We start from the raw sequence: 22,793 nt of genomic DNA on the forward strand, positions 1-22,793 counted from the left end.
AGCCTCCTCCATGAGTCTGAACCTGAGTTTCAAGCTGCTCCCGATCCTTGCCATCGCGTTGGGCGTCGCCTCCCTGGTCGTTCCCCGTTTTCTCAACGTCTTCGTGGCGATCTTCCTGATCGTCTACGGCCTCGTGGGCTACGGCTTCATCCGCTGAAAAGTTAAGAGCCCGCTCTCCACACTGTCATTCCGGGGCGACCTTTGGTCGAGCCCGGAATCCATAAGCACGGCGTTTCAAGAAGGCGAACTGCGTTGCGCCAGTTTCTGCAGCGTTAGCGGTTATGGATTCCGGGCTCCGCTGCGCGGCCCCGGAATGACAGTGTGGCTCAAACGACCCGGCGCCCCAGGAGGCGCGGACCGAACACGTTGAAGGCGAGCCCGAGCACGATGATCGCCCCGCCGACGGCCTCGATCGGATGCATGGCCTCGCCCAGGATCAGGGTCGAGCCCAGGATCCCGGCAACCGGCACGAACAGGGCAAAGGGCGTCACGGTGGCGGCCGGGTGGCGGGAGAGCAGATAGGCCCAGATCCCGAAGGCAAACACCGTGGTGGGATAGGCGAGATAGGCTACCGCCGCGAACGTCCCGTCGTCCATCCGGGTCAGCGCGGCGATCACCGCGGCAGGACCGTCGAGCCATAACGACAGGCCCAGCAGCGGCAGCGGCGCGACCAGGCTCGACCAGACGATATAGCCCAGCATGTCGACCCGGCCGGCGCGCTTGGACACGATGTTGGCCACCCCCCAGCAGGCGGCGGCGATCACCGTCATGACGAAGGGTCCGGCGCCCCCGCCGGTCATGCGCGGCCAGGCGATGAGGACGAGGCCGAAACCGGCAACAACGCCGCCCATCAGCTGATGCGGCCCGGGCCGCTCGGCCATGAGGAGGGCCGCGAAGAGCACCGTGAAGAAGACCTGCGCCTGCATGACCACCGAGGCGAGGCTCGCCGGCATGCCGAACGCGATGGCGGCGAAGAGCAGCCCGAACTGGGCGACGCCGAGGAAGAAGCCGTAGGCCACCACGTTCTTCCAACTGGTCTTCGGGCGCGGAACGAAGAAGACGGCCGGGATCGCGGCGAAGAAGAAGCGAAGGGCCGCCAGCAGCAGGGGCGGCGTGGTGCCGACCCCGAGCTTGATGACCACGAAGCTCAGGCCCCAGATGGCCGTGACGAGAAGGGCGACGAGGATATGGCTGAGCGGCATCTGGAACATCGAACCCAAAAGTGGAAGGCACTTTTGGGATTGATCCTATGCTCAATCCCTTAAGCGGCGCCTCGTCTGAGGCGGACCCAGCGGGCCGCGCTAGCGAAAACCGGGGCCACTTTTTCGCCCGATGCGGTCAATCCCGGACGCCGCTTCAGGAGATGATGCTCAAGCACCCTTGCGGCGCAGGCGCACGATCACTTCGACGCCGGCCACTTCCATGCCGTCGGGCGGCTGCGGCAGGTCGGCGACGCTCAGGCCCGAGATCGGCATGTCCACGAGCTCGCCCTCGTCCTCGAGGAAGAAATGGTGGTGCTCGGTCGGGTTGGTGTCGAAGTAGGCCTTGGCGCCGTCCACCGCGAGCTGTCGCAGGAGGCCGGCTTCCGTGAACTGGTGCAGGGTGTTGTAGACGGTCGCAAGCGACACCGGCACGCGGGCGCGGGTCGCCTCGTCGAAGAGCATTTCGGCCGTGATGTGCCGGTCGCCCTTGCCGAACAGGAGCCAGCCCAGGGACACGCGCTGGCGGGTCGGGCGCAGGCCCACGCGCCGCAGCTTGTCCCGCAATTCGGACACGGGGCAGCCCTTCCGGTGAGCCGGAGCGGTGGTGGATGCGATGTAGGCGGACAAAGGATCGGTCATGTCACGGAACTGAATGGACGAATGCGCGCTTCTAACATCACGATAATAAGAAAGCGAGAGGGTTGCCGCAAGGCTAGCCCAAGGGCGACATTTGGAATGACAGGCTCTCGAGATGATCCTCGGGGATCGAAGAATCCGGCTCGGGTCCCTTTGATGGACGGCCAAGCCTGTGCTACCAGAGCCGCACCATGGCCCCGAGGCTTTCTTGAGGCCCATTCGAGACGCTAGGGAAAGGATCGGCACCCGGCATGGCCCGCCAGTCCAGCTTTAATTATGAAGAGCTCCTTGCCTGCGGGCGCGGAGAATTGTTCGGTCCCGGCAATGCGCAGTTGCCGCTCCCGCCCATGCTGATGTTCGACCGCATCACCTCCATCGGCGAGGATGGCGGCGCCTACGGCAAGGGCCATGTGGTGGCGGAACTCGACGTGCGGCCGGACCTCTGGTTCTTCCCCTGCCACTTCAAGGGCGATCCGGTGATGCCGGGCTGCCTCGGCCTCGACGCCCTCTGGCAGATGACCGGCTTCTTCCTCGGCTGGGGCGGCTCTCCGGGCCGCGGCCGGGCGCTCGGCGTCGGCGAGGTGAAGTTCTCCGACCAGGTGCTGCCCAGCGTCAAGAAGGTGGTCTACGGCGTCGATCTCAAGCGGGTCTTCCGGTCCAAGCTGGTGCTCGGCATCGCCGACGGCTGGCTCGAGGCCGACGGGCGCCGGATCTACGAGGCCAAGGATATGCGGGTCGGACTGTTCCAGGCCGAAGCCCCAGTCGGCGGCTAGCGCATCCCAAGAAGAAGCAATGGATGGATCCCGAAAGTGCAAATCCACTTTTGGGTCCGATGCTCTGGAATTCATCACGGCGTCGGCGATCGGGCCAACGCCGTGCCCACATCCTGTTGACAAAGCCTGCTTTTTTCGGAAAACCGGCCTCACTGCTCGGCGGCAGGGGCCTCTGGTTTTCGCATTGTGCCGTCAACCAATCGCAGGCTCACGGTTGAGATTGAGCAGGGTCGGCCTTACGTCTCCGGGACAGGCCGGCAGTGAAGGTCCTTAGAAGAGGTAGGCTATGAGGCGCGTCGTCGTCACCGGAATGGGCATCGTGTCGTCCATCGGCAACAACACGCAGGAGGTGCTGGCCTCTCTGCGGGAAGCGAGATCCGGCATCAGCAAGGCTGAGGATTTCGCGAAATACGGCTTCCGCTGCCAGGTGCAGGGCGCCCCGAGCCTGAACCCCGAGGAGATCGTCGACCGCCGCGCCATGCGGTTCCATGCCAAGGGCACGGCCTGGAACCATGTGGCCATGGACCAGGCGATCCGGGATGCCGGCCTCGAGGAGAACGAGATCTCCAACGAGCGCACGGGCATCATCATGGGCTCGGGCGGTCCCTCCACCCGCATCATCCTGGAAGCTGGCGACATCACCCGCGAGAAGGGCCCCAAGCGCATCGGTCCGTTCGCGGTGCCCAAGGCCATGTCCTCCACGGCTTCGGCGACGCTGGCGACCTGGTTCAAGATCAAGGGCGTGAACTATTCCATCTCGTCGGCCTGCGCGACCTCGAACCATTGCGTGGGCAATGCCTACGAGATGATCCAGTACGGCAAGCAGGACGTGATGTTCGCCGGGGGCTGCGAGGATCTGGACTGGTCCATGTCCAATCTCTTCGACGCCATGGGGGCCATGTCCACCAAGTACAACGACACCCCGGCGCGCGCCTCGCGCGCCTATGACGTCAACCGCGACGGCTTCGTCATCGCCGGCGGCGCAGGCGTGCTGGTGCTGGAGGAGCTGGAGCATGCCAAGGCCCGCGGCGCCCGCATCTACGGCGAGATCGTCGGCTACGGCATGACCTCGGACGGCTACGACATGGTGGCCCCCTCGGGCGAGGGCGCGATCCGCTGCATGCGCATGGCCCTGAAGGACGTACACAACCCGGTCGACTACATCAACCCGCACGCCACCTCGACTCCCGTGGGCGATCAGAAGGAGATCGAGGCGATCCGCACGGTCTTCGGCTCCGGCGACAAGTGCCCGCCGATTTCTGCTACGAAATCGCTCACCGGCCATTCGCTCGGCGCCACCGGCGTGCAGGAGGCGATCTATTCGCTGCTGATGATGAACAACGGCTTCATCTGCGAAAGCGCCCATATCGACGAGATCGATCCGGAATTCGCCGACATGAACATCGTGCGCAAGCGCGTCGACGACGCCAGGATCGACACCGTCCTGTCGAACTCCTTCGGCTTCGGCGGCACCAATGCCACACTCGTCTTCAGCCGCCACAACGGGTAAGGCTTAAGTCATCAACCTGAGACAGGTCCGTGCGATGTCCCGGTTCTTCCAAGGGGACGTCGCATGGACATGCCTGACCACACCACAATTTTCGGCTCGCGATGCACACTTTCATAACAATTGGCGTCGCACCCTGGAGCCGATGCAGAGGGGGATCCACGTGACCGGTCTGATGCAAGGAAAGCGCGGCCTCATCATGGGCGTCGCGAACGACCACTCCATCGCCTGGGGCATCGCCAAGGCGGTGGCGCAGCATGGGGCGGAGCTCGCCTTCACCTATCAGGGCGAGGCGCTCGGCAAGCGCGTGGCCCCGCTGGCGCAGTCGCTGGGCTCCAACCTTGTGGTCCCCTGCGACGTGGAGGATCTCGCCTCCGTGGACGCGGTGTTCGACACCCTCGACAAGCATTGGGACGGCCTCGACTTCGTGGTCCATGCCATCGGCTTCTCCGACAAGTCTCAGCTCAAGGGTCCTTACGTGGATGTCACCACCCGCGAGAACTTCTCGCGCACCATGGTGATCTCCTGCTTCTCCTTCACGGAGATCGCCCAGCGCGCCGCCAGGCGCATGCGGCAGGGCGGCTCGCTCCTGACGCTGACCTATGGCGGCTCCACCCGGGTCATGCCGAACTACAACGTGATGGGCGTGGCCAAGGCGGCGCTGGAGGCGAGCGTACGCTACATCGCCAACGATCTCGGGCCCGCCGGCATCCGCTGCAACGCCATCTCGGCCGGTCCCGTGCGGACGCTCGCGGGCGCGGGCATCGCCGACGCGCGCCTGATGTTCACCTATCAGAAGGCCCATTCGCCCCTGCGCCAGAACATCACCATCGAGGATGTGGGGGGTGCTGCCCTCTATATGCTGTCGGATCTTTCCCGCGGCGTGACCGGCGAGATCCACTACGTGGATTCCGGCTACAACATCATCTCCATGCCGCGGCCCGAGGTGCTCAAGGCCCAGGATGCCGCCGGCGTGACGGGCGAGGAAGACTGACGCCGGACCTTTCCCGCCGATCCCGGATCGATGCCCGAACATTTTTGAGGCCGACCGTCGCAAGACGGCCGGCCTTTCGACGTTCGGTCCGGCTGCCCTCCGAAACCCTATCAACATCCTTAACGAAGCTGCTTCGCGGCGGACAGCATCCGCGTTCCCTCCGCAAGCAAACGCAGCGAGGCTTCGGAAGCCGTAAAGGAAAGGTCGATTGCCTACTTAATTAACCCTTGCAACTGCAAGATATCCTGTGCCGCATGGACAGATGGACCCATGTCGGTCAAGATTTTCGTCTTCATCTTGCAGTATTATCAAGCTCGCTCAATGCATCGCAACCAATCCATCACTCCTTTCTCAGGAGGTCGTCTTCATCGCGAGACGGTATTCGATGCTGCCTGCAATGTTTTCTCTGAAAGGGAGAGTTTATACCGTTACGCGATCGAGCTGAGCCACCAGATCCCGTGGGTCTCCGACGCGGAGGGGAACATCCTTTATGTGGGGCCCGGCTGGGCGGAGACGATCGGCCATCCCCTGGAAGACCTGCTGGGGCATGGCTGGATGCAGTTCGTGCATCCGGACGACGCCGCCCGCCTGAAGCAGGCCCGGCGGGAAACCCTCACATCCGGTGCATCCTATGAATGCGAGTACCGGATCAGGACGACTGAGGGCAGCTATCGATGGTTTCGCTCCAGCGCCGGAGCACGCCGGAACGAGGACGGTGCGGTCATCCTCTGGTACGGCACCACCCAGGACATCCATGACCGCAAGCTTGCCGAACTGACCCACCAGGGACATACCCGGGTTCTGGAGATGATCGCCGCCGGACGGGCGCTCGGCGACGTGGTGACGGCGCTCTGCTGCCTGGCTGAGGACCAGATCTCCGGCGCGCGCTGTTCGATCCTTCTCTTCGATCCGTCGCGACAGAGGCTCCGGTATGGAGCAGGCCCCAACCTCCCTCCCGCCTACAACGCCGCCGTCGACAACCTCGCCATCGGGCCGGATGTCGGGTCATGCGGCACAGCCGCCTATCGCCGCAGCAGCGTGATCGTCTCCGATATCGCCAGCGATCCGCTCTGGGCCCCATGGCGCGATCTCGCCCTGCAGCACGGCCTGCGGGCCTGCTGGTCGAAGCCGATCCTCTCGCGCTCCGGCGAGGTGCTCGGCACCTTCGGCTTCTACTATGCCGAGCCGCGGGTCCCGACGCAGGCCGAGATGGAGAGCATCGACGCCGTGCCGTATCTGGCGGCCTTGGCCCTCGAGCGACAGCGGGGCGAGGCGGCCCTGCGCGAGAGCGAGGAGCACTACCGCTACTCGGTGGAGCTGAACCCCCAGATCCCCTGGACAGCGGACAGTCAGGGCAACATCCTCAGCACCTCCACCCGCTGGAACCAGCTGATGGGGATTCCAGCGGACGATACCGTGGGCTCCGGCTGGGCCCGGGTCGTGCACCCCGACGATCTGCCTTTGGTCCGACAGAAGTGGATCGAGGCCGTCCGCACGAGTGAGCCGCTGGACGTGGAATGCCGCGGCCGCCTGGTCGATGGAAGCTACCGCTGGTTCCGGAGCAGGGCGATCCCGCGCTTTTCCGAGGACGGCGCGGTGATCCGCTGGTACGGGACGGTCGAGGACATCCATGACCGCAAGCTCGCCGAGGAGCAGCTGCACCGGGCCGCCTATCACGACGATCTCACCGGCCTCGCCAACCGGCGGTTCTTCCGCGAACGCCTCAAGCAGGTCCTGGACGCGATTGCGGACAGGTCTCATACGGTCGGCCTCCTGGTCATGGACCTCGATCACCTCAAGCAGATCAACGACCGATTCGGCCATGATGCCGGTGACGATCTCCTGAAGGAGTTCGCCCAGCGCCTGCGGCAGGCGGTGGACACCACCGCGGTCGTGGCTCGCTTAGGAGGCGACGAGTTCGCCGTGATCCTGCCCGGCGCCGCCGGCGAGGAGGATGTGGCCGCAACCGCCCGGACCATCCTGTCGCGGATGCAGGCGCCGCTCAAGCGCGGCGGAAAGGCGCTGGACTGCCGCACCAGCATCGGCGGCGCGATCGCGCTCGGGTCCGGAACGAGCCCCGAGGAGCTTCAGAAGCAGGCGGATCTCGCCCTCTACCACAGCAAGACCTCCGGCCGCAGCGCGTTCAAGATGTTCGTCCCGGCCCTGCGCCAGGAGGCGCAGAAGACGGCCTCGGCTCTCGAGGTGGCGGCAAAGGCCCTGGGAGCCGACTGGATCATGCCGTTCTACCAGCCCAAGGTGGTGCTGGCCTCCGGCGCCCTCGGCGGATTCGAGGCCCTCCTGCGCTGGCGGCATCCGCGCGGCGGCATCCAGTCGCCGGAAAAGATCGCCCCGGCGTTCAACGACACGGAGCTCGGCACCGCCATCGGGGAGCGCATGCGCTCCTGCATCCTGAACGACATGCGCCGCTGGCTCGACGATGGCCTTCCCATCGGGCGGATCGCCATCAATGCCTCGGCCGCCGAGTTCCGCCGCGGCGATTATGCGGAGCGCGTGCTCGAAGAGCTGGACCGGACAGGGGTGCCGGCCCGATGTCTCGAGGTGGAGGTGACCGAGAGCGTGTTCCTCGGCTCCGGCGCCGAGTTCGTGGAACGGGCCCTGCGGACTCTCAGCCAGGAGGGCGTCACCATCGCGCTCGACGATTTCGGCACCGGCTACGCCTCCCTGTCCCACCTTAAGCGCTTTCCGGTGAACGCGATCAAGATCGACCGGACCTTCGTGGCCGGCCTTGAAACGGATGCGGGAGATGCCGCTATCGTGAGAGCCGTGCTGAGCCTCGGGCACAATCTCGGGATCGAAGTGGTGGCCGAGGGCGTGGAGACCGCCTTCCAGACCTCCCTCCTACAGCGCATGAGCTGCGATCTGGTCCAGGGCTATCACTTCGGACGCCCGATGCCGGCCGGCGACGTACCGTCCTTCATCACATCCTGGCAGGGGATGTAACTCCTGTCCCGTGCCGCTTAATCCGGCACCTCGTCATAGGACAGGGCCCAGCCCGATCCGGTGAAGCAGCACCGTCCGGGCGGGGCGCTCCCCCGCCAGATCAGGCTGCGCACGAATTCCATCCCGCCGCTCTCGAAGGCGGCCTGCAGCGCCTGTCTCTCCTCTCCCGGCTGCGACAGGCGGCCTTCCGCACAGACGAAGGAAACCTGGCCGAGCCACTGCACCGCAAGGCCGGCACTTTTCCGCGTCACGCACAATCCCGCCCCATGAAGCGAATGCGTCCCGCCCCCCGGACTCGGCCTCGGCCGCGGAACGCCGAGAGGGAAGATGAGCCGGCCATTCGGCTTGAGGTGATCGATCCAGGCCTCGGCCGGCCGCTCGACGGCGAAATTCACGTAGACCGCATCCACATCCTCGCGCGGCCATTCGGCACCGTCGCCCTGAACGACGGTGGCGTTGGATCGATCCGCCAGATTGTCCCCGGCGCGCTCGGCAAGAACGGGATCGAACTCGACCGCGAGCACATGTCCTTTTGCACCCACGAGTTGGGCCAGAAGCGCCGTGTAGTAGCCCGTTCCCGCACCGATATGAGCCACGCGCTCGCCCTCGCGCAGGGACAGGGCATGCAGGCAGCGGGCATGGAGGGACGGGCTGCCGTTGTTGACGCCGTTTTCCGACGCGAGGGCGAAGAGCGCGTCCTGATAGAGCACCGCCGGGTCGTGCGATGCGACGGTCTCGTAGCCTCTTGGCCCGCGCGACATCAGCCAGGGCGGCGCGCCGAGGAAGCGCTCGCGCGGAACGGCGGCGAAGGCCTCCTCGAGTCTGGGATCGTCCGCAATGCCTGAGAGCGCGAGAATCTGCTTGGCGTAGGCGCGCCGGATCACGGCCAGTTCGTCCTGGCTAAAAGCGGAAGTCATCGGGCATTCCTCATCTGCGGCGGCGATTGTCGGCGCAAGCAGCGCCAAGTGCAACTGAGTAGCCGGACATCATGATCAGGCCGATCTTTCACGAGTGTGCGAGACGGCAAACCTTGGCCTTGCCATCGCCACGATCCGGCGTCACGAGGGGCTTCCCTCCCGTCGAGTTGGTTTTGTCATGATCCTGTCCCGCCGCACCCTTCTGGCCGGTCTTGCCGTGTCCGGCACCGGCATTCCCGCCTTCGCGCAAGCCGCGCCGGAGCCGCAGCTCGTCCCCATCGAGCTGGTGGAGGACACCCTCGCGCTGCCGTGTGCCGTGCGGCTCGGCCACCCTCATGGCGACGTGATCATGATCGAATACTTCGACTACAACTGCCCCTGGTGCAAACGGTCGGCCCAGGATCTGCCACAGCTCCTGAAGGCGGAGCCGGACCTCTCCTACGTGCTGGTGAATTTCGCCGTGCTCGGCGTGCCCTCGGTGACGGCCCACAAGGCGGCGCTCGCCTATCTCCAGCTCCAGGGCCCCGAGCGCTATCTCGACCTGCACCTGGCGCTCTTTCGCCTGCGCGGCGCAGTGGACGGGGCACGGGCACTTTCGGAAGCGGAGCGCCTCGGCGGGGACCGCAAGCGCCTGGAAGAAACCGCCGATGCCGAGCGCACGACGCAGTGGATGAAGGACACCCTCAAACTCGGTGACTCGCTGGGCTTCGTCGCCACCCCGTCCTTTCTGGTCGCCACGCAATCCTACGTCGGCGGCATGACGCTTGCCCAGAAGCGCGAGGCGATCGCGCAGGCGAGGGGCTAACGCGCTCCCATCGAGCCGCCGTCATCACCGGCCCTGTGCCGGTGATCCCGATTGCATAAAGCGCTTCCGCCTCACATCATCGGAATGGCCGGGACGAGCCCGGCCATGACGGAAAGGTCTCACCCGGTCACCCTTATAAGGGAAAGTTGCGGCCTATCGGGCGACCCATTAAGCCTCGGAGCGCATGTCGCTCATCCGCTCCTCCCTCCTGGTCGGCCTCGGCTCCGTCGCCTCGCGCATCCTCGGCTTTGCGCGTGATGTGCTGTTCGCGCAGGCCTTGGGGGCAGGCCCTGTGGCGGATGCGTTTCTCGCAGCCTTCCGCCTGCCGAGCCTCGTGCGGCGCATCGTCGGCGAAGGCGGGCTCAACCCGGCGCTCGTGCCCGCCTTGAGCCGCCTGGAGCCGGACGAAGGGGCGAAGGTGGCCGGCGACGTGCTTGGCGTCTTCGCCCTTGCGCTGCTGGCGCTCACGGGACTGGTCGAGATCGGCGCAGGCCTGCTCGCCTTCCTCCTCGCGCCGGGCCTGCACGACGATGCCGGGACGCTGGCCCTGGTTGCGCTCTACACCCGCCTGTCCTTTCCGATCGTGATCTGCGTGACGCTCGCCTCCATCGGGGCGGCCGTTCTCAACTGGCGGGGGCGCTTCACCGCAACGGCGCTTGCGCCGCTGGCGGTGAACGGCGGTCTAATCCTGGCACTCGTGGTGCTTGAGACCGGATTCGAGCTTCCTCTCGCCCTGAAGGCTGCATGGCTCGCGGCCGCCTCGACCCTCGCCGGGCTGATCCAGCTCGCCCTCGTGGCCGCAGCGCTCCTGCGGGGCGGCCCACGCCTTGTCCGTTTTGGCCGTCCTCGCTGGTCGCCTCTCCTGAAGAGCCTGCTGCTTGCCGGGCTTCCCGTGCTGGCGGCGAGCGGCGCGGTGCAGATCTACTTTCTCGCCGCCACCCAGATCGCCTCGTTCTGGCCCTCCGGCGTGTCCTGGCTCTATTACGCCGAGCGGGTGATGCAGCTGCCGCTCGGCCTCATGGCGGGCCTGAGCGCGGGCCTGCTTCTGCCGGAGCTGGCCCGGCGCCACCAGGCCGGCGAGCGGCAGGCGCTCGTGAGGGCGCAGAACCGGGCCTTCGAGGTGGCACTTCTGCTGGCCCTGCCGGCCGGCGCCGCCCTGTTCATCCTCGCCCGCCCCGTCAGCACGGTTCTCTTCGAGCGCGGCGCCTTTGGGTCCGTCGACGCCGAGGGCACCGCCCTGGTGCTCATGGCCCTGAGCCTGGGCCTGCCCTTCGCCACCGTGGCGAAGGTCCTGAGCCAGACCCTCTTCGCCCTCGGCTCCCTGAGGACGGCTCTCGCAGCTGCCGGATTCGGCATGGCCGTGACCGTGGCCGCCTCCCTCCTCCTCGCCTGGCCGCTCGGCCCGACCGGGATTGCGCTGGGGGTCAGCCTCGGGTGCCTTGTTCACGCGGGCGCGGTGATCCTGGGACTGCTCCGATTCGGCCTCTGGGCGCCGGGGCGGCAGAGCCTGAGCCGCCTCGTGCGGATGAGTGCGGCAACGCTCCTCATGAGCCTGGGGCTCCTGGGCGCCAGAAGTGCGCTTCCCGAGGCGGAGCCCCTGGTGCTGGCGGCTTTCTGCCTCGGCGGCTTCACCCTTTATGCGCTGGCCGCCCTGGCGACCGGCGCCGTGACCCGCGATGACTGGGCCTCTCTCACGAAAAAATCGTCAGAACCCTTGCGTCCCGACGCGGGCCTGTCATAACCCGCGCCGCAGAGAAGCATGTTCCGGCAACGCGGGCTCACCGCCTTCGGGCAGGACGATGCATTGAAAAAGGATCTGGGGCAGATTGCGGGTTCATCCGGCTCGCATGCGCGCCCCATGGGAGTTCAAGGCGATGGCGCAGTTCAAGGAGCTGGTGTTCTCGGGCGTTCAGCCCACGGGAAACCTTCATCTCGGGAATTATCTCGGGGCCATCAAGCGCTTCGTGGCCATGCAGGAGAACTACGACTGCATCTACTGCGTCGTGGACATGCACGCGATCACCCTGCCGCAGAATCCTGCCGACCTCACCCGTCAGATTCGGGAGGTGACCGCCGCGTTCCTCGCCGCCGGGATCGACCCGAAACGCCACATCGTCTTCAACCAGTCGCAGGTGCCTCAGCACGCGGAGCTCGCCTGGGTGTTCAACTGTGTTGCGCGGCTGGGCTGGCTCAACCGCATGACCCAGTTCAAGGACAAGGCCGGCAAGGACCGGGAGAACGCCTCTGTCGGCCTCTACGCCTATCCGAACCTGATGGCCGCCGACATTCTGGTCTACCGCGCGACCCATGTGCCGGTGGGCGAGGACCAGAAGCAGCATCTGGAGCTCACCCGCGACATCGCCCAGAAGTTCAACAACGACTGGTCCGAGTCGATCGCCGCGCACGGCTTCGGCGATGCCTTCTTCCCGCTCACCGAGCCCATGATCCAGGGCCCGGCCACCCGGGTCATGTCGCTCCGCGACGGCTCGAAGAAGATGTCGAAGTCGGATCCGTCCGATTACTCGCGCATCAACCTCACGGACGATGCCGACACCATCGCCCAGAAGGTGCGCAAGGCGAAGACCGATCCCGAGCCGCTGCCCTCCGAGGTCGAGGGCCTCAAGACCCGGCCCGAAGCCGAGAACCTCGTGGCGATCTATGCGGCGCTCATGGACACCACTCCCGAAGAGGTGCTGCGCCAGCATGGGGGCGCGCAGTTCTCCGGCTTCAAGGCCGCGCTGGTCGACGTGGCCGTGACGAAGCTTTCGCCGGTCGCCGACGAGATGCGCCGCCTCATGGCCGATCCCGGCCATATCGACGCGGTCCTGGCCGACGGCTCCGCGCGGGCGCGGGCGCTGGCCTCCGTCACCATGGATGCGGTCAAAGATATCGTGGGATTCGTGCGCGCCCGCTGACCTCATGCGCTGCTTAAAAGAGCGTCATGCGACCCGCTTGCCGTTGACCCAAAGGCAGGGCAGCATCCGGGTTCATCAGGAGAGCGTTCCGTGAGCGACAAGCGCCGATCCTACGAATCGGGCCACAGGCCGAAATTCATGGTGGTGGTCGACAAGACCCCGGAATGCGCCCGGGCGGTGCACTTCGCCTCGCGCCGTGCGGCCCGCACCGGCGCCAGCATGGTGATGCTCGCCGTCGTCGACCCGCCCGACAATTTCGAATGGATCGGCGTGGGCGAGGCCATGATCGAGGAGGCAAGCGAGGAAGCCGAAAAGCTCCTCGATGCGGCCGCCCGCGAGGCCCGCAACGCGGCAGGCGTCGAGCCCGAGCAGATCATCCGCGTCGGCACCCGGGCGGACGAGATCATGAAGCTGATCCAGGAGGACGAGGACATCTCCTTCCTGGTGCTCGGCGCCGGCAGCAGCAAGGAGGGCCCCGGCCCCCTGGTGTCGACGCTGGGCGGCCGCGCCGCCGCCTCCTTCCCGGTCCCCATCGTCATCGTGCCCGGCGGCCTGTCGGACGAGGAGATCGACGCGTTGGCGGGGTGACTGATCTTCACGGCCCATGCACCGCAGCCCCGGGATGACGCGCCCGCATATGTTCTCCCCTTGGAATCCGACCCGATTCGATCCACATTGGGAGAGGAATCTGTTAGAACAATTCTAAATCCACCACTCGGCCGGCCTTGAACCGGCGCAGAGGACAAGCGACGATGTTCATCCAAACCGAAGCCACTCCCAATCCCGCCACCCTGAAGTTCCTGCCCGGCCGCGTGGTCATGCCGGAGGGCACCTTCGAGGCCAAGACCTCCGAGCAGGGTGAAGTCTCCCCCCTGGCCCAGCGCCTCTTCGCCGTGCCGGGCGTGACCGGCGTGTTCTTTGGCTACGACTTCGTCACCGTCACCAAGGCGGACGGCGAGTGGCAGCACCTGAAGCCGGCGATCCTCGGGGCGATCATGGAGCATTTCATGACCGGCGCGCCGCTCTTCGCCAACGGCTACGGCGCCACGCAGGAGGACAGCGAGGAGTTCTTCGACGAACAGGATGCCGCAACCGTCGAGACCATCAAGGAGCTGCTCGAGACCCGCATCCGCCCGGCGGTGGCGGGCGACGGCGGCGACATCACCTTCCGGGGCTTCAAGGACGGCACGGTCTACCTCGTCATGAAGGGCGCCTGCTCGGGCTGCCCGTCCTCGACCGCAACGCTCCGCCACGGCATCCAGAACCTGCTGCGCCACTTCCTGCCGGACGTGCGCGAGGTTCAGGCGGTCTGACGACCGTCCGATCCTGGACCGGATGCTCGGTTATCGAAGCGCGGCTTTTTCAGCCGCGCTTTTTCTTTGAGGACTTCCCTAGGCCGGGTGAGGTTCACAGGCTCCACTTGCCGATCGCGCTCAGGGCGATGGCCAGGGAGGCGATCTGCATCGCATTCGTCATGGTGCCGTCGGCGGCAAGCCGACCGGCTTCCTGAACCGGCACCCGCACCACCTTGATCTGCTCGGTCGGGTCGTTCAGCGTCCTGCCGGACAGGCGCACCCCTTGCGCCAGCACGGTATGGCAGAAGTTCGTATGGGTCGCGGGATTGGGCGAGTGCTTGCCGAAAAGGCGCCAGCGCTCGGCGACATATCCCGTCTCCTCTTCCAGCTCGCGGGCCGCCGCCGCGAGCGGGGACGGATCCTCCGGGTCGATCGCCCCCGCCGGCACCTCGAGGGAGACGCCCCCATAGGCATGGCGATATTGCTCGACCAGGATGAGGTGATCCTCGTCGTCGAGGGCCACCACGTGAACCCAATCGGGATAGTCGAGCACGTAATAGGGCGCCACCTCCACGCCCTCGGCGGTCACGCAATCGTCGGCGCGAAGCCTGACCCAGCGGTCGCGAATCACGTCCCGCGAGCTCCTCACGGTCCAAGGCCTGGGTTCAGCGGATGCGGGTTTGGGCGGGGTTGTCATGGATCGATCATGGCACCGGCCTTCCAGCCTGCTCAAGCTGAAATTCCCCGGCCGCATGACGCAAGCATGAAACCGGGTTTCCTCCGGTCCGCTTCATGCTCTAAAGGAATCTTTAGACCTGACGGAGACAGATGTTGCGCGTCCTTGCCATCGATACCGCCCTCGGCGCCTGCTCGGCCTGCATCGTCCAGGCCGGAGAGACCGTGCCGCTGGCCGCCGACACCATCCCGATGGAGCGCGGCCATGCGGAGGCCCTGATGCCGCTCCTCGACCGGCTCTCCGCCCAGGTGGACGGCGGCTTCGAGAGCCTCGACCGGGTTGCGGTGACGGTCGGGCCCGGCAGCTATACGGGCTTGAGGGTCGGGATCAGCGCCGCCCGCGGCATCGGCCTTGCGGCCGGCATCCCCGTCGTGGGCGTGGCCACCCTCTCGGCCTTCCTGGCGCCGCTCATGATCGGCGACAGGCGCGGGCTTTTCACCGCTGCCATCGATGCCAAGCACGGCCACCTCTACATCCAGGCCATTGCCCCTGGCGGGCGCGCCATCATCCCGCCGGGGCTGATGACCTATCGCGATGCGATCCGGCTTCTCGGCTCGGGGCCGATCATCGTGGCCGGATCGGCCGCCCCCATGCTGGCGGCCGAAGCCCGGATGCAGGGCGTCGAGGCCCAGATCAGCGACATGTCGGCTTTCCCCGACATCGCCTGGGTGGCGCGCCTCGGAGCGCTCGCCGATCCGGCCCAGGCCCTGCCGAAGCCGCTCTACCTGCGCGAACCCGACGCCAAGCCGCAGGATGGGGCGCGGATCGCCAGGCAATAAAAAATCTGGCGATGAGAATTCTCGAACGCTTCCTCCATCCGCCCGCCCCTCATGTGGGGCCCGTGGGCTCCGATGCCGCCGCGCGGCTCGCGGCGATCCACGCCTCGGCCTTCCCACGCCCCTGGAGCACCCTCGACTTCGAGCGCCTGCTCGGGGAGCGCGGCGTCATGGCGGATGGGCTCTTCCTCGGCCGCACCACCAAGCCGTCAGGCTTCGTCCTGTCGCGGATCGTGCTCGACGAGGCGGAGATCATCACGGTCGCCGTCGCGGCCGAGGCGCGCGGGAAGGGCCACGCACGCACCCTCCTCACGCACCATCTCGACGCCCTGTCCCGCCGCGGCGTCGCCCGGGTGCATCTGGAGGTCGAGGAGGGGAACGGACCGGCCGTCGCCCTCTACCGCCGGGCGGGATTCCGCGAGACCGGGCGGCGGGAGGGCTATTACCGCAAGGCCGACGGAGCGAAGGCCTCCGCCCTCACCATGGCGCTGGACCTATAGCCCCGTCCGCTCACCTACCGTATAAGGCTGCCCAAGGAGTCGCTTAACCTTGGCCACACGCAACAGCACATCCGCCAGAACGCGCCGGTCGGACGCCATCGAGCGCGCCTGCCGCAACAAGGGCCTGCGCATGACGGGTCAGCGCAAGATCATCGCGCAGGTTCTCGATGCGGCCGAGGATCATCCCGACGTGGTGGAGCTGCATCGCCGCGCGGCGCAGGTGGACGACCGCATCTCCCTGTCCACCGTCTATCGCACCGTGAAGCTGTTCGAGACGGAAGGCATTCTCGAGCGGCTCGATTTCCGCGACGGGCGCTCGCGCTACGAGCAGGCCGCCCGCGAGCACCACGACCACCTGATCAATCTCGAAACCGGGGACGTGATCGAGTTCCGCTCGGAGGAGATCGAGGCGCTGCAGAACGCCATCGCCAGGCGGCTCGGCTACAAGGTGGTCTATCACCGGCTCGAACTCTACGCGGTGCCCCTGGACAAGGACGACGCGTGACCAAAATCGCCGTCGCCTTCAGGCTGCTGCTGCTCGGCCTGTGCAGCCTGGTGCTCGTGCCGCTGCAGATGCTGGCGCTTCGCCTCGGCTGGTCCGCCACCCTGCACGTGCTGCCGGTGTGGTTTCACCGGGTGCTTGTGAGGATCTTCAACGTGCGCGTGATCGAGCGGGGCACGCCGCCGGGCAAGGCGCCGACCATCGTGGTGTCGAACCACGTCTCCTGGCTCGACATTCCGGTGATCGGCTCGCTGCACCCGCTCTCGTTCATTGCGAAATCCGAAATCGAGGGCTGGCCCGTGGTGGGCTTCATGGCAAGGCTCCAGCGCTCGGTCTTCATCGACCGCCAGCGCCGCAAGGCCACGGCGGAGGTGAACGATGCGCTGGCCCACCGGCTGGTCAAGGGCGAGGTGATCGTGCTGTTCGCGGAAGGCACCACGAGCGACGGCAACCGGCTCCTGCCGTTCCGTTCCTCCCTGGTGGGCGCGGCCCAGACGGCGCTCATGCACGACAGCGTCGAGCGCGTGCTCCTGCAGCCGCTCGCCATCACCTACACCCGCCGTCACGGCCTGCCCGTGACCCGGCGCGACCGCCCGTTCATCGCCTGGTACGGCGACATGGATCTCGCGTCCCACCTCAAGCTGTTCATCCGGGGCATTCCCCTCGACGTGGTGGTGACCTGGGGCGACCCGATGCCCTTCAACGGCAGCCGCAAGCAGGCGACCGCCTTCGCCGAGGCCGAGGTGCGGCGGGCGCTGAAGGCGGGGTGACGTCGGCAACGTCCCCCACGTCGTCAGCGGCCTTTGCCGGTGATCCACGTCTTCCTTTCCGCTTTACCCAACCTCATCCTGAGGAGGATTGCGCCAGCAATCCATCTCGAAGGAGGATCCAGTGCTCTCTGGAAGCTCCTTCGAGACGCCTGCTACGCAGGCTCCTCAGGATGAGGAAGAGGATGTGATGATGGGCCTTGAAGACATGGATGGCCGGAACAAGTCCGGCCATGACGATGTGGGTTTCATGACCGCGCCGCCTCCGCTGCCGATTGCGCCCTCGCCTCGTCCAGAAGCCAGGTCCTGAACGCCGCCAGGGCCGGCCGGTCCGCCGTGGCCTCGGGGCAGACCACGTAGTAGCGATAGGCGCCTTTCACCTGCTGCGGGAAAGGCTGCACCAGGCGGCCGGCCTGGAGATAGTCGCCGATGAGCACGCTGGTGGCCAGCGCGACGCCCTGGCCGGAGGCGGCCGCCTGCAGGCAGAGATAGGTATGGGTGAAGCGCGGACCGCGGGAGGTGTCGATCCCTTCGACGCCCAGCGCCTTCAGCCAGCGGTCCCAGGTGGTGTAGTCCGGCACGCCCCCGACGGCTTCGTGGATGAGGGTGTGATGGCGCAGGTCGGCGGGCTCGCGCAACGGCCGTTCCGGATGGCTGAGCAGGGCCGCGCTGCACACGGCGAAGAAGACCTCCTCCATCAGCAGGTCCGTGCGCAGGCCAGGGTAATCGCCGCGCCCGAAGCGGATCGCGATGTCCACGTCCTCGCGGGCGAAATCGGTGAGCTGCATGGAGACCGAGACGCGGACGTCGAATTCCGGATGGCGCTCGTGGAAGGTACCGAGCCGGGGGATGAGCCAGTTCGACACGAGGCTCGGCATGGCGCTGACCGTGATCACATGGGAGGCCTCCGGCCGCAGGGCCTGGGCGGTTGCTTCGTCGAGCCGGTCGAGGACGTCGGACAGGGAGGCGGCATAGCGCTCGCCCAAAGGCGTCAGCACCACGCCGCGGCTCGGCTGGCGCAGGAAGAGCGGCCGGCCGAGCCAGGCCTCGAGCGCTTTCACCTGCTGGCCCACGGCGCTTGCGGTCACGGCGATCTCGTCACCGGCCTTTTCGAAACTGAGGTGGCGGGCCGCGGCCTCGAAGGCGCGCAAGGCATTGAGCGGGGGAAGGCGACGGCGGGACATGGCGGACCCTTGAGGTGCTCTGCCCAAGTTCTGCTTGGGCAGGAGGCAAGAACTTCTCGTTTGCCCTGAGCCTATCACAGGAGCACATTCATCTCCAGTGAAGCGCCCTGAAGGAGAACCATCATGGCGATCGGATATGCCGCAGCAAATCTTGGGCTCCACACCACCCACCGCAACCATGGGAACACGATCATGAACCTGCTTCTGCGCTATGAGGCCTGGCTCGACCGGCGCAGGACCTCCAAGATCCTGTACGAACTCGACGATCACGCGCTTGCCGATATCGGGTTGTCGCGGGCCGACGTGGAGGGCTTGAATGAGGCCTCCTGGCAGGATCACCTGCCGCCCATGAGCCGGTAGTCTCACCCGGAAAGGTCCCCGATGAAGCTCTATTCAGGTCCCTTGAGCCTCTTCTCCCGCAAGGTCGAGATCGCCCTTTACGAGAAGGGGCTCGCCTTCGAGCGCATCGCGGTCGCCTTCAGCCAGACCAAGGGCTACGCTCCGAAGCACCCGGACGTGCTGGCCCTCAATCCCAAGGGGCAGGTCCCAGTCTTCGTCGACGGGGATCTGTCCCTCTACGACTCGACGGTCATCCTCGAATATCTGGAGGACGCCTATCCGGAGCCGGCGCTCTACCCGAAGGATCCGCGCGAGCGCGCCCGCTGCCGGCTGTTCGATCTCTTCGCCGACGAGGTGATGCTCGCGCCCCTGCGCTTCCTCATGCACCGGACCGAGCCGAAGCCGGATGATCTGGAGCGCTGGGACGCGAAGGAGCTGAAGGCCCGGGAGGCCGAGCCGGCGCTTGCAGGCCATTTCGCCGCGCTCGACGCCAAGCTCCGAGGCCGCGACTTTCTCTGCGGCGCCTTCTCGGCCGCGGACATCGCCGTGTTCATGACCGTGTTCTGGACCCGGCGTCTGGGCGGACCTTCCCTGAAGGGATATGAGACCCTGGCTGGTTGGTATGATCGGCTCAGCACGCGTCCGGCCTTTGCCAAGGTCGTGTCCGAAATCCTCGCAGCAGATGCGGAATTGTCGGCCCCGGTCGAGGGCGCGTTCCGGGAGTGAGAGACATTTTGAACATATCACTCCTCGTCATGGCCGGACTTGTTCCGGCCATCGACGTCTTAGAACCTCAACGCTGCAAGAGACGTGGATCCCCGGGACAAGCCCGGGGATGACGACAGAAGCTTTCTAAGGACTGGAGCAAACGAAAATCCTTGAGCCAAACGGCCGCTATTCTCTTGCGCGCGCAAAAGGCTTAAAAGGGCGCCACATCTTCGCCCGCCCGATTGTTTCAGCAGACAGGCCGACCTCGTGAAAAAAGTCTTCGTCAAATCCTATGGCTGCCAGATGAACGTCTATGACGCCGAGCGCATGGCCGACATGCTGGCGACGGAGGGCTACAGCGAAACCAAGGCCATGGAGGAGGCGGACCTCGTCATCCTCAACACCTGCCACATCCGCGAGAAGGCCGCCGAGAAGGTCTATTCCGAGCTCGGGCGTGTGCGAGAGCTTAAAAATGAGCGCGAGGCCGCAGGCTACGAGACCAAGGTCGTGGTGGCCGGCTGCGTCGCCCAGGCCGAAGGCAAGGAGATCCTGCGCCGGGCGCCCGCCGTCGATGTTGTGGTGGGACCTCAGAACTACCACAACCTGCCGGACCTGCTGAAGAGGCCGCGCTCGGAGCGCGTCGTCGACACGGAATTCCCGGTCGAGGACAAGTTCGACCACCTGCCCAAGCCCACGAAGACCGCCATCAGGAACCGGGGCGTGTCGGCGTTCCTGACGATCCAGGAGGGCTGCGACAAGTTCTGCACCTTCTGCGTGGTGCCCTATACCCGCGGCGCCGAGGTCTCGCGCCCGGTGGCCAAGATCCTGGACGAGGCCCTGCGTCTCGCCGATGCGGGCGTGTGCGAGCTGACGCTCATCGGTCAGAACGTGAACGCCTATCACGGCGAGGGACCTGACGGCGCCGTGTGGTCCCTGGGGAGGCTGCTGCATCGCCTGGCCGGGATCCCCGGCATCGCGCGGCTGCGCTACACCACCAGCCACCCGCGCGACATGGACGACGAGCTGATCGCCGCCCACCGCGATCTGCCGGCCCTGATGCCCTACCTGCACCTGCCGGTGCAGTCCGGCTCCGACCGCATTCTCGATGCCATGAACCGCCGGCATACGGGCGACGAATACCGCCGCCTGATCGAGCGCATCCGCAACGCCCAGCCCGATCTGGCGCTCTCCTCCGACTTCATCGTCGGCTTTCCCGGCGAGACGGATGCGGAATTCGAGGACACCATGCGGCTCGTGGCGGATGTGGGCTTCGCCAGCTCGTTCTCGTTCAAGTACAGCCCCCGCCCCGGAACGCCCGCTGCGGACATCGAAACCCAGGTCTCCGAGGCCGTGAAGGCCGAGCGCCTCGCGCGGCTGCAGAATCTTCTGGAAATGCAGCGGCAGGCCTTCAATCGCGGAACCGTTGGGCGGACTCTCGACGTTCTCTTGGAGAAGCCGGGTCGTCACCCGGGCCAGATGGCCGGCAAGTCGCCTTACCTGCAGCCCGTGCAGTTCGAGAGCGACCGCCATGCCGTCGGCGAGATCGTGACGGTGCGGATTGTTCAAGCAGGCTCGAACAGCCTGTTCGGGGAAGTTTCCGAGCCCGGCAGCCAAGCCGCGGCCTAGATCCTTGCCCAGGGAGGCCCCATATCCGTCTGCCGCAACGCCTGCGGCAGCGATTCAGAGGAGAGGCATTTGAGCCCAGCGGACAACGCGACCGCACGTGCACAAAAGGGACGCAACCCCGGCGGCTTGCATCCTGGCGTCGTCGAAGAGGCTGAAATCATCCTCACCTTCGACGACAACCGCCTGGCCAGCCTCGTTTTCGGACAATACGACCAGAACCTCGCTCATCTGGAGCGGCGCCTCGACGTGACCGCCATCGCCAATGGCAACCGGGTCACCGTGAAGGGAACGCCGGAAGCCTCCGAGATGGCGCGACGGGTCCTGGAAGGCCTGTACGAGCGCGCCCGCCAGGGCGGAGGGCTCGGCACCGGCGATGTGGACGGCGCCATCGAGGAGAGCACCCTCCAGGGCAGCCTCTTCCCGGCGGCCGAGGAGCAGCCCGCTCCAGGGCTCACGGCCTTCGACCAGATCTCCACGCGCCGTCGTGGGCCTGTTCGCGCCCGCAACGCCGCGCAGAACACCTACCTCAAGGCGCTCAAGACGAACGAGCTCGTCTTTGCCGAGGGCCCTGCGGGCACAGGCAAGACCTGGCTGGCGGTGGGCTATGCCGTGTCTCTGCTCGAAGCCGGGAAGGTCGACCGCCTGATCATCTCCCGGCCGGCCGTCGAGGCGGGCGAGCGGCTCGGCTTCCTGCCCGGTGACATGCGCGAGAAGGTCGATCCCTATCTGCGCCCCATCTACGACGCGCTCTACGACTTCATGGAGGCGCGCCACGTGGACCGGGGCCTGCAGACCGGCATGATCGAGATCGCGCCGCTCGCCTTCATGCGCGGCCGCACCCTCACCAACGCTCTGGTGCTGCTCGACGAGGCGCAGAACACCACGTCCATGCAGATGAAGATGTTTCTCACCCGCCTCGGCGAGGGCTCGCGGATGATCATTACCGGCGACCCGACGCAGATCGACCTGCCGCCGGGGCAGAAATCGGGTCTGGTCGAGGCCGTGCGCATCCTGAACGGGGTCGAGGGCATTGCCCGCGTGACCTTCAAGGAAGCGGACGTGGTGCGCCACGACCTCGTGCGCCGCATCGTCACGGCCTACGACAAGGCCGCCCGCGAAGCGCCGCCGGAGCCACCGCGCCAGGATTACCGGGACCGCAGGCCGTGATCTCCCTCGACATCATGATCGAGGCGGGCGACTGGGACCGCCTCGAGGACGTGGAGGCCCTGGCCCGGAAGGCGGCGCAAGCGGCGCTGGCCGTCACCTACGAGGCGGACGGCGAGTTCGAGGCGAGCGTCATGCTGGCCGACGACGCCCAGATCCGGGAGCTGAACCGCACCTGGCGGAACAAGGACAAGCCCACCAACGTGCTGTCCTTCCCGGCCCCGGAGCAGCCGGGCTCAGACGGTCCTCGCCATTTGGGCGATATTGCTTTAGCGTACGAAACCCTGGTGCGCGAATCCGAGGAGGAATCCAAGGAGCTCGCGCATCATTTCGCCCATTTGATCGTTCATGGAGTTCTGCATCTCCTCGGCTACGACCACGAGGTCGAGGCGGAGGCGGACATCATGGAAGGTCTCGAGGTCAAGGCGCTCGCCACCCTTGGCATCGCCGACCCCTATCGCGATATGGCGGCATAACCGGCTGACA

General features: G+C 66.3%; 24 protein-coding genes. 19 read left to right on the top strand and 5 right to left on the bottom strand.

Annotated features, from left to right (window positions below; translation table 11 throughout):
- Positions 1-10: 10 nt before the first annotated feature.
- On the top strand, positions 11-157 hold the full coding sequence (locus AC0QTX_RS07995) for a DUF3096 domain-containing protein (RefSeq protein WP_474603293.1): 147 nt from the start codon (positions 11-13) through the stop codon (positions 155-157).
- Positions 158-326: 169 nt separating this feature from the next.
- Here the strand turns inward: AC0QTX_RS07995 and AC0QTX_RS08000 are convergent, their stop codons facing one another.
- Entirely contained in the window at positions 327-1,202 is an 876-nt protein-coding gene (locus AC0QTX_RS08000; protein WP_474603294.1) for an EamA family transporter, read from the bottom strand.
- A gap of 168 nt (positions 1,203-1,370) precedes the next feature.
- Complete coding sequence (gene irrA, locus AC0QTX_RS08005; RefSeq protein WP_474603295.1) at positions 1,371-1,841, bottom strand: iron response transcriptional regulator IrrA; 471 nt, start codon at positions 1,839-1,841, stop codon at positions 1,371-1,373.
- 248 nt (positions 1,842-2,089) lie between these two features.
- Between irrA and fabA the strand changes: the two genes are divergently transcribed.
- The 4 genes from fabA (at position 2,090) to AC0QTX_RS08025 (ending at position 8,073) form a co-directional block, all read left to right on the top strand.
- Positions 2,090-2,611 (top strand): 3-hydroxyacyl-[acyl-carrier-protein] dehydratase FabA, encoded by a 522-nt coding sequence (gene fabA, locus AC0QTX_RS08010; protein ID WP_474603296.1) that lies wholly within the window; start codon positions 2,090-2,092, stop codon positions 2,609-2,611.
- A 286-nt stretch (positions 2,612-2,897) separates the two neighbouring features.
- Positions 2,898-4,121 carry a beta-ketoacyl-ACP synthase I gene (gene fabB, locus AC0QTX_RS08015; protein WP_474603297.1) on the top strand — a complete coding sequence of 408 codons (1,224 nt, stop codon included), beginning with the start codon at positions 2,898-2,900 and terminating at the stop codon, positions 4,119-4,121.
- A gap of 160 nt (positions 4,122-4,281) precedes the next feature.
- Complete coding sequence (gene fabI / locus AC0QTX_RS08020; protein WP_474603298.1) at positions 4,282-5,112, top strand: enoyl-ACP reductase FabI; 831 nt, start codon at positions 4,282-4,284, stop codon at positions 5,110-5,112.
- Positions 5,113-5,382: 270 nt separating this feature from the next.
- Entirely contained in the window at positions 5,383-8,073 is a 2,691-nt protein-coding gene (locus AC0QTX_RS08025; protein WP_474603299.1) for a bifunctional diguanylate cyclase/phosphodiesterase, read from the top strand.
- A gap of 17 nt (positions 8,074-8,090) precedes the next feature.
- Here AC0QTX_RS08025 and AC0QTX_RS08030 read toward each other — a convergent pair whose 3' ends face one another.
- Positions 8,091-8,990, bottom strand: a complete 900-nt coding sequence (locus tag AC0QTX_RS08030) for a protein-L-isoaspartate O-methyltransferase family protein (RefSeq protein ID WP_474603300.1) — start codon at positions 8,988-8,990, stop codon at positions 8,091-8,093.
- 94 nt (positions 8,991-9,084) lie between these two features.
- On the opposite strand from AC0QTX_RS08030, the gene AC0QTX_RS08035 reads away from it, so the two are divergent.
- The 5 genes from AC0QTX_RS08035 (at position 9,085) to AC0QTX_RS08055 (ending at position 14,023) form a co-directional block, all read left to right on the top strand.
- Positions 9,085-9,795, top strand: a complete 711-nt coding sequence (locus AC0QTX_RS08035; protein ID WP_474603301.1) for a DsbA family protein — start codon at positions 9,085-9,087, stop codon at positions 9,793-9,795.
- 184 nt (positions 9,796-9,979) lie between these two features.
- Positions 9,980-11,536 carry a murein biosynthesis integral membrane protein MurJ gene (gene murJ, locus AC0QTX_RS08040; RefSeq protein WP_474603302.1) on the top strand — a complete coding sequence of 519 codons (1,557 nt, stop codon included), beginning with the start codon at positions 9,980-9,982 and terminating at the stop codon, positions 11,534-11,536.
- 133 nt (positions 11,537-11,669) lie between these two features.
- A complete protein-coding gene (gene trpS / locus AC0QTX_RS08045) occupies positions 11,670-12,710 on the top strand; it encodes a tryptophan--tRNA ligase (protein ID WP_474603303.1) in 1,041 nt (346 codons plus the stop codon).
- Positions 12,711-12,800: 90 nt separating this feature from the next.
- Complete coding sequence (locus tag AC0QTX_RS08050) at positions 12,801-13,298, top strand: universal stress protein (protein WP_474603304.1); 498 nt, start codon at positions 12,801-12,803, stop codon at positions 13,296-13,298.
- A gap of 164 nt (positions 13,299-13,462) precedes the next feature.
- A complete protein-coding gene (locus AC0QTX_RS08055; RefSeq protein ID WP_474603305.1) occupies positions 13,463-14,023 on the top strand; it encodes a NifU family protein in 561 nt (186 codons plus the stop codon).
- Positions 14,024-14,117: 94 nt separating this feature from the next.
- Here the strand turns inward: AC0QTX_RS08055 and AC0QTX_RS08060 are convergent, their stop codons facing one another.
- Entirely contained in the window at positions 14,118-14,636 is a 519-nt protein-coding gene (locus AC0QTX_RS08060) for an NUDIX hydrolase (RefSeq protein WP_474603306.1), read from the bottom strand.
- Positions 14,637-14,836: 200 nt separating this feature from the next.
- Here AC0QTX_RS08060 and tsaB point away from each other — a divergent pair, with 200 nt between their 5' ends.
- The 4 genes from tsaB to olsA all read left to right on the top strand — a co-directional run bounded on the left by tsaB (position 14,837) and on the right by olsA (position 17,289).
- Positions 14,837-15,520 (top strand): tRNA (adenosine(37)-N6)-threonylcarbamoyltransferase complex dimerization subunit type 1 TsaB, encoded by a 684-nt coding sequence (gene tsaB, locus AC0QTX_RS08065; protein ID WP_474603387.1) that lies wholly within the window; start codon positions 14,837-14,839, stop codon positions 15,518-15,520.
- Positions 15,521-15,531: 11 nt separating this feature from the next.
- Positions 15,532-16,017, top strand: coding sequence for a GNAT family N-acetyltransferase (locus AC0QTX_RS08070; protein ID WP_474603307.1), 486 nt, complete (start codon positions 15,532-15,534; stop codon positions 16,015-16,017).
- A gap of 130 nt (positions 16,018-16,147) precedes the next feature.
- On the top strand, positions 16,148-16,522 hold the full coding sequence (locus AC0QTX_RS08075; protein ID WP_474603388.1) for a Fur family transcriptional regulator: 375 nt from the start codon (positions 16,148-16,150) through the stop codon (positions 16,520-16,522).
- The gene (gene olsA / locus AC0QTX_RS08080; RefSeq protein WP_474603308.1) at positions 16,519-17,289 is read left to right on the top strand and encodes a lyso-ornithine lipid O-acyltransferase; all 771 of its coding nucleotides are present in this window, start codon (positions 16,519-16,521) and stop codon (positions 17,287-17,289) included. Before AC0QTX_RS08075 ends, olsA begins: the two co-directional genes overlap by 4 nt.
- A 245-nt stretch (positions 17,290-17,534) precedes the next feature.
- On the opposite strand, the gene AC0QTX_RS08085 is transcribed toward olsA, so the two are convergent.
- Positions 17,535-18,470, bottom strand: coding sequence for a transcriptional regulator GcvA (locus tag AC0QTX_RS08085; RefSeq protein ID WP_474603309.1), 936 nt, complete (start codon positions 18,468-18,470; stop codon positions 17,535-17,537).
- A 123-nt stretch (positions 18,471-18,593) separates the two neighbouring features.
- Between AC0QTX_RS08085 and AC0QTX_RS08090 the strand changes: the two genes are divergently transcribed.
- The 5 genes from AC0QTX_RS08090 to ybeY all read left to right on the top strand — a co-directional run bounded on the left by AC0QTX_RS08090 (position 18,594) and on the right by ybeY (position 22,783).
- A complete protein-coding gene (locus tag AC0QTX_RS08090) occupies positions 18,594-18,830 on the top strand; it encodes a DUF1127 domain-containing protein (protein ID WP_474603310.1) in 237 nt (78 codons plus the stop codon).
- A gap of 21 nt (positions 18,831-18,851) precedes the next feature.
- Positions 18,852-19,535, top strand: coding sequence for a glutathione S-transferase family protein (locus tag AC0QTX_RS08095; protein ID WP_474603311.1), 684 nt, complete (start codon positions 18,852-18,854; stop codon positions 19,533-19,535).
- A 249-nt stretch (positions 19,536-19,784) separates the two neighbouring features.
- Positions 19,785-21,143 carry a tRNA (N6-isopentenyl adenosine(37)-C2)-methylthiotransferase MiaB gene (gene miaB, locus AC0QTX_RS08100; protein WP_474603312.1) on the top strand — a complete coding sequence of 453 codons (1,359 nt, stop codon included), beginning with the start codon at positions 19,785-19,787 and terminating at the stop codon, positions 21,141-21,143.
- 69 nt (positions 21,144-21,212) lie between these two features.
- Positions 21,213-22,310, top strand: coding sequence for a PhoH family protein (locus tag AC0QTX_RS08105; RefSeq protein ID WP_474603313.1), 1,098 nt, complete (start codon positions 21,213-21,215; stop codon positions 22,308-22,310).
- A 14-nt stretch (positions 22,311-22,324) separates the two neighbouring features.
- Positions 22,325-22,783: an rRNA maturation RNase YbeY gene (gene ybeY, locus AC0QTX_RS08110; RefSeq protein WP_474603389.1), complete on the top strand. Its 459-nt coding sequence runs from the start codon at positions 22,325-22,327 to the stop codon at positions 22,781-22,783.
- Positions 22,784-22,793: the final 10 nt, after the last annotated feature.

The sequence above is a fragment of the Microvirga sp. jy35 genome (assembly GCF_056148915.1).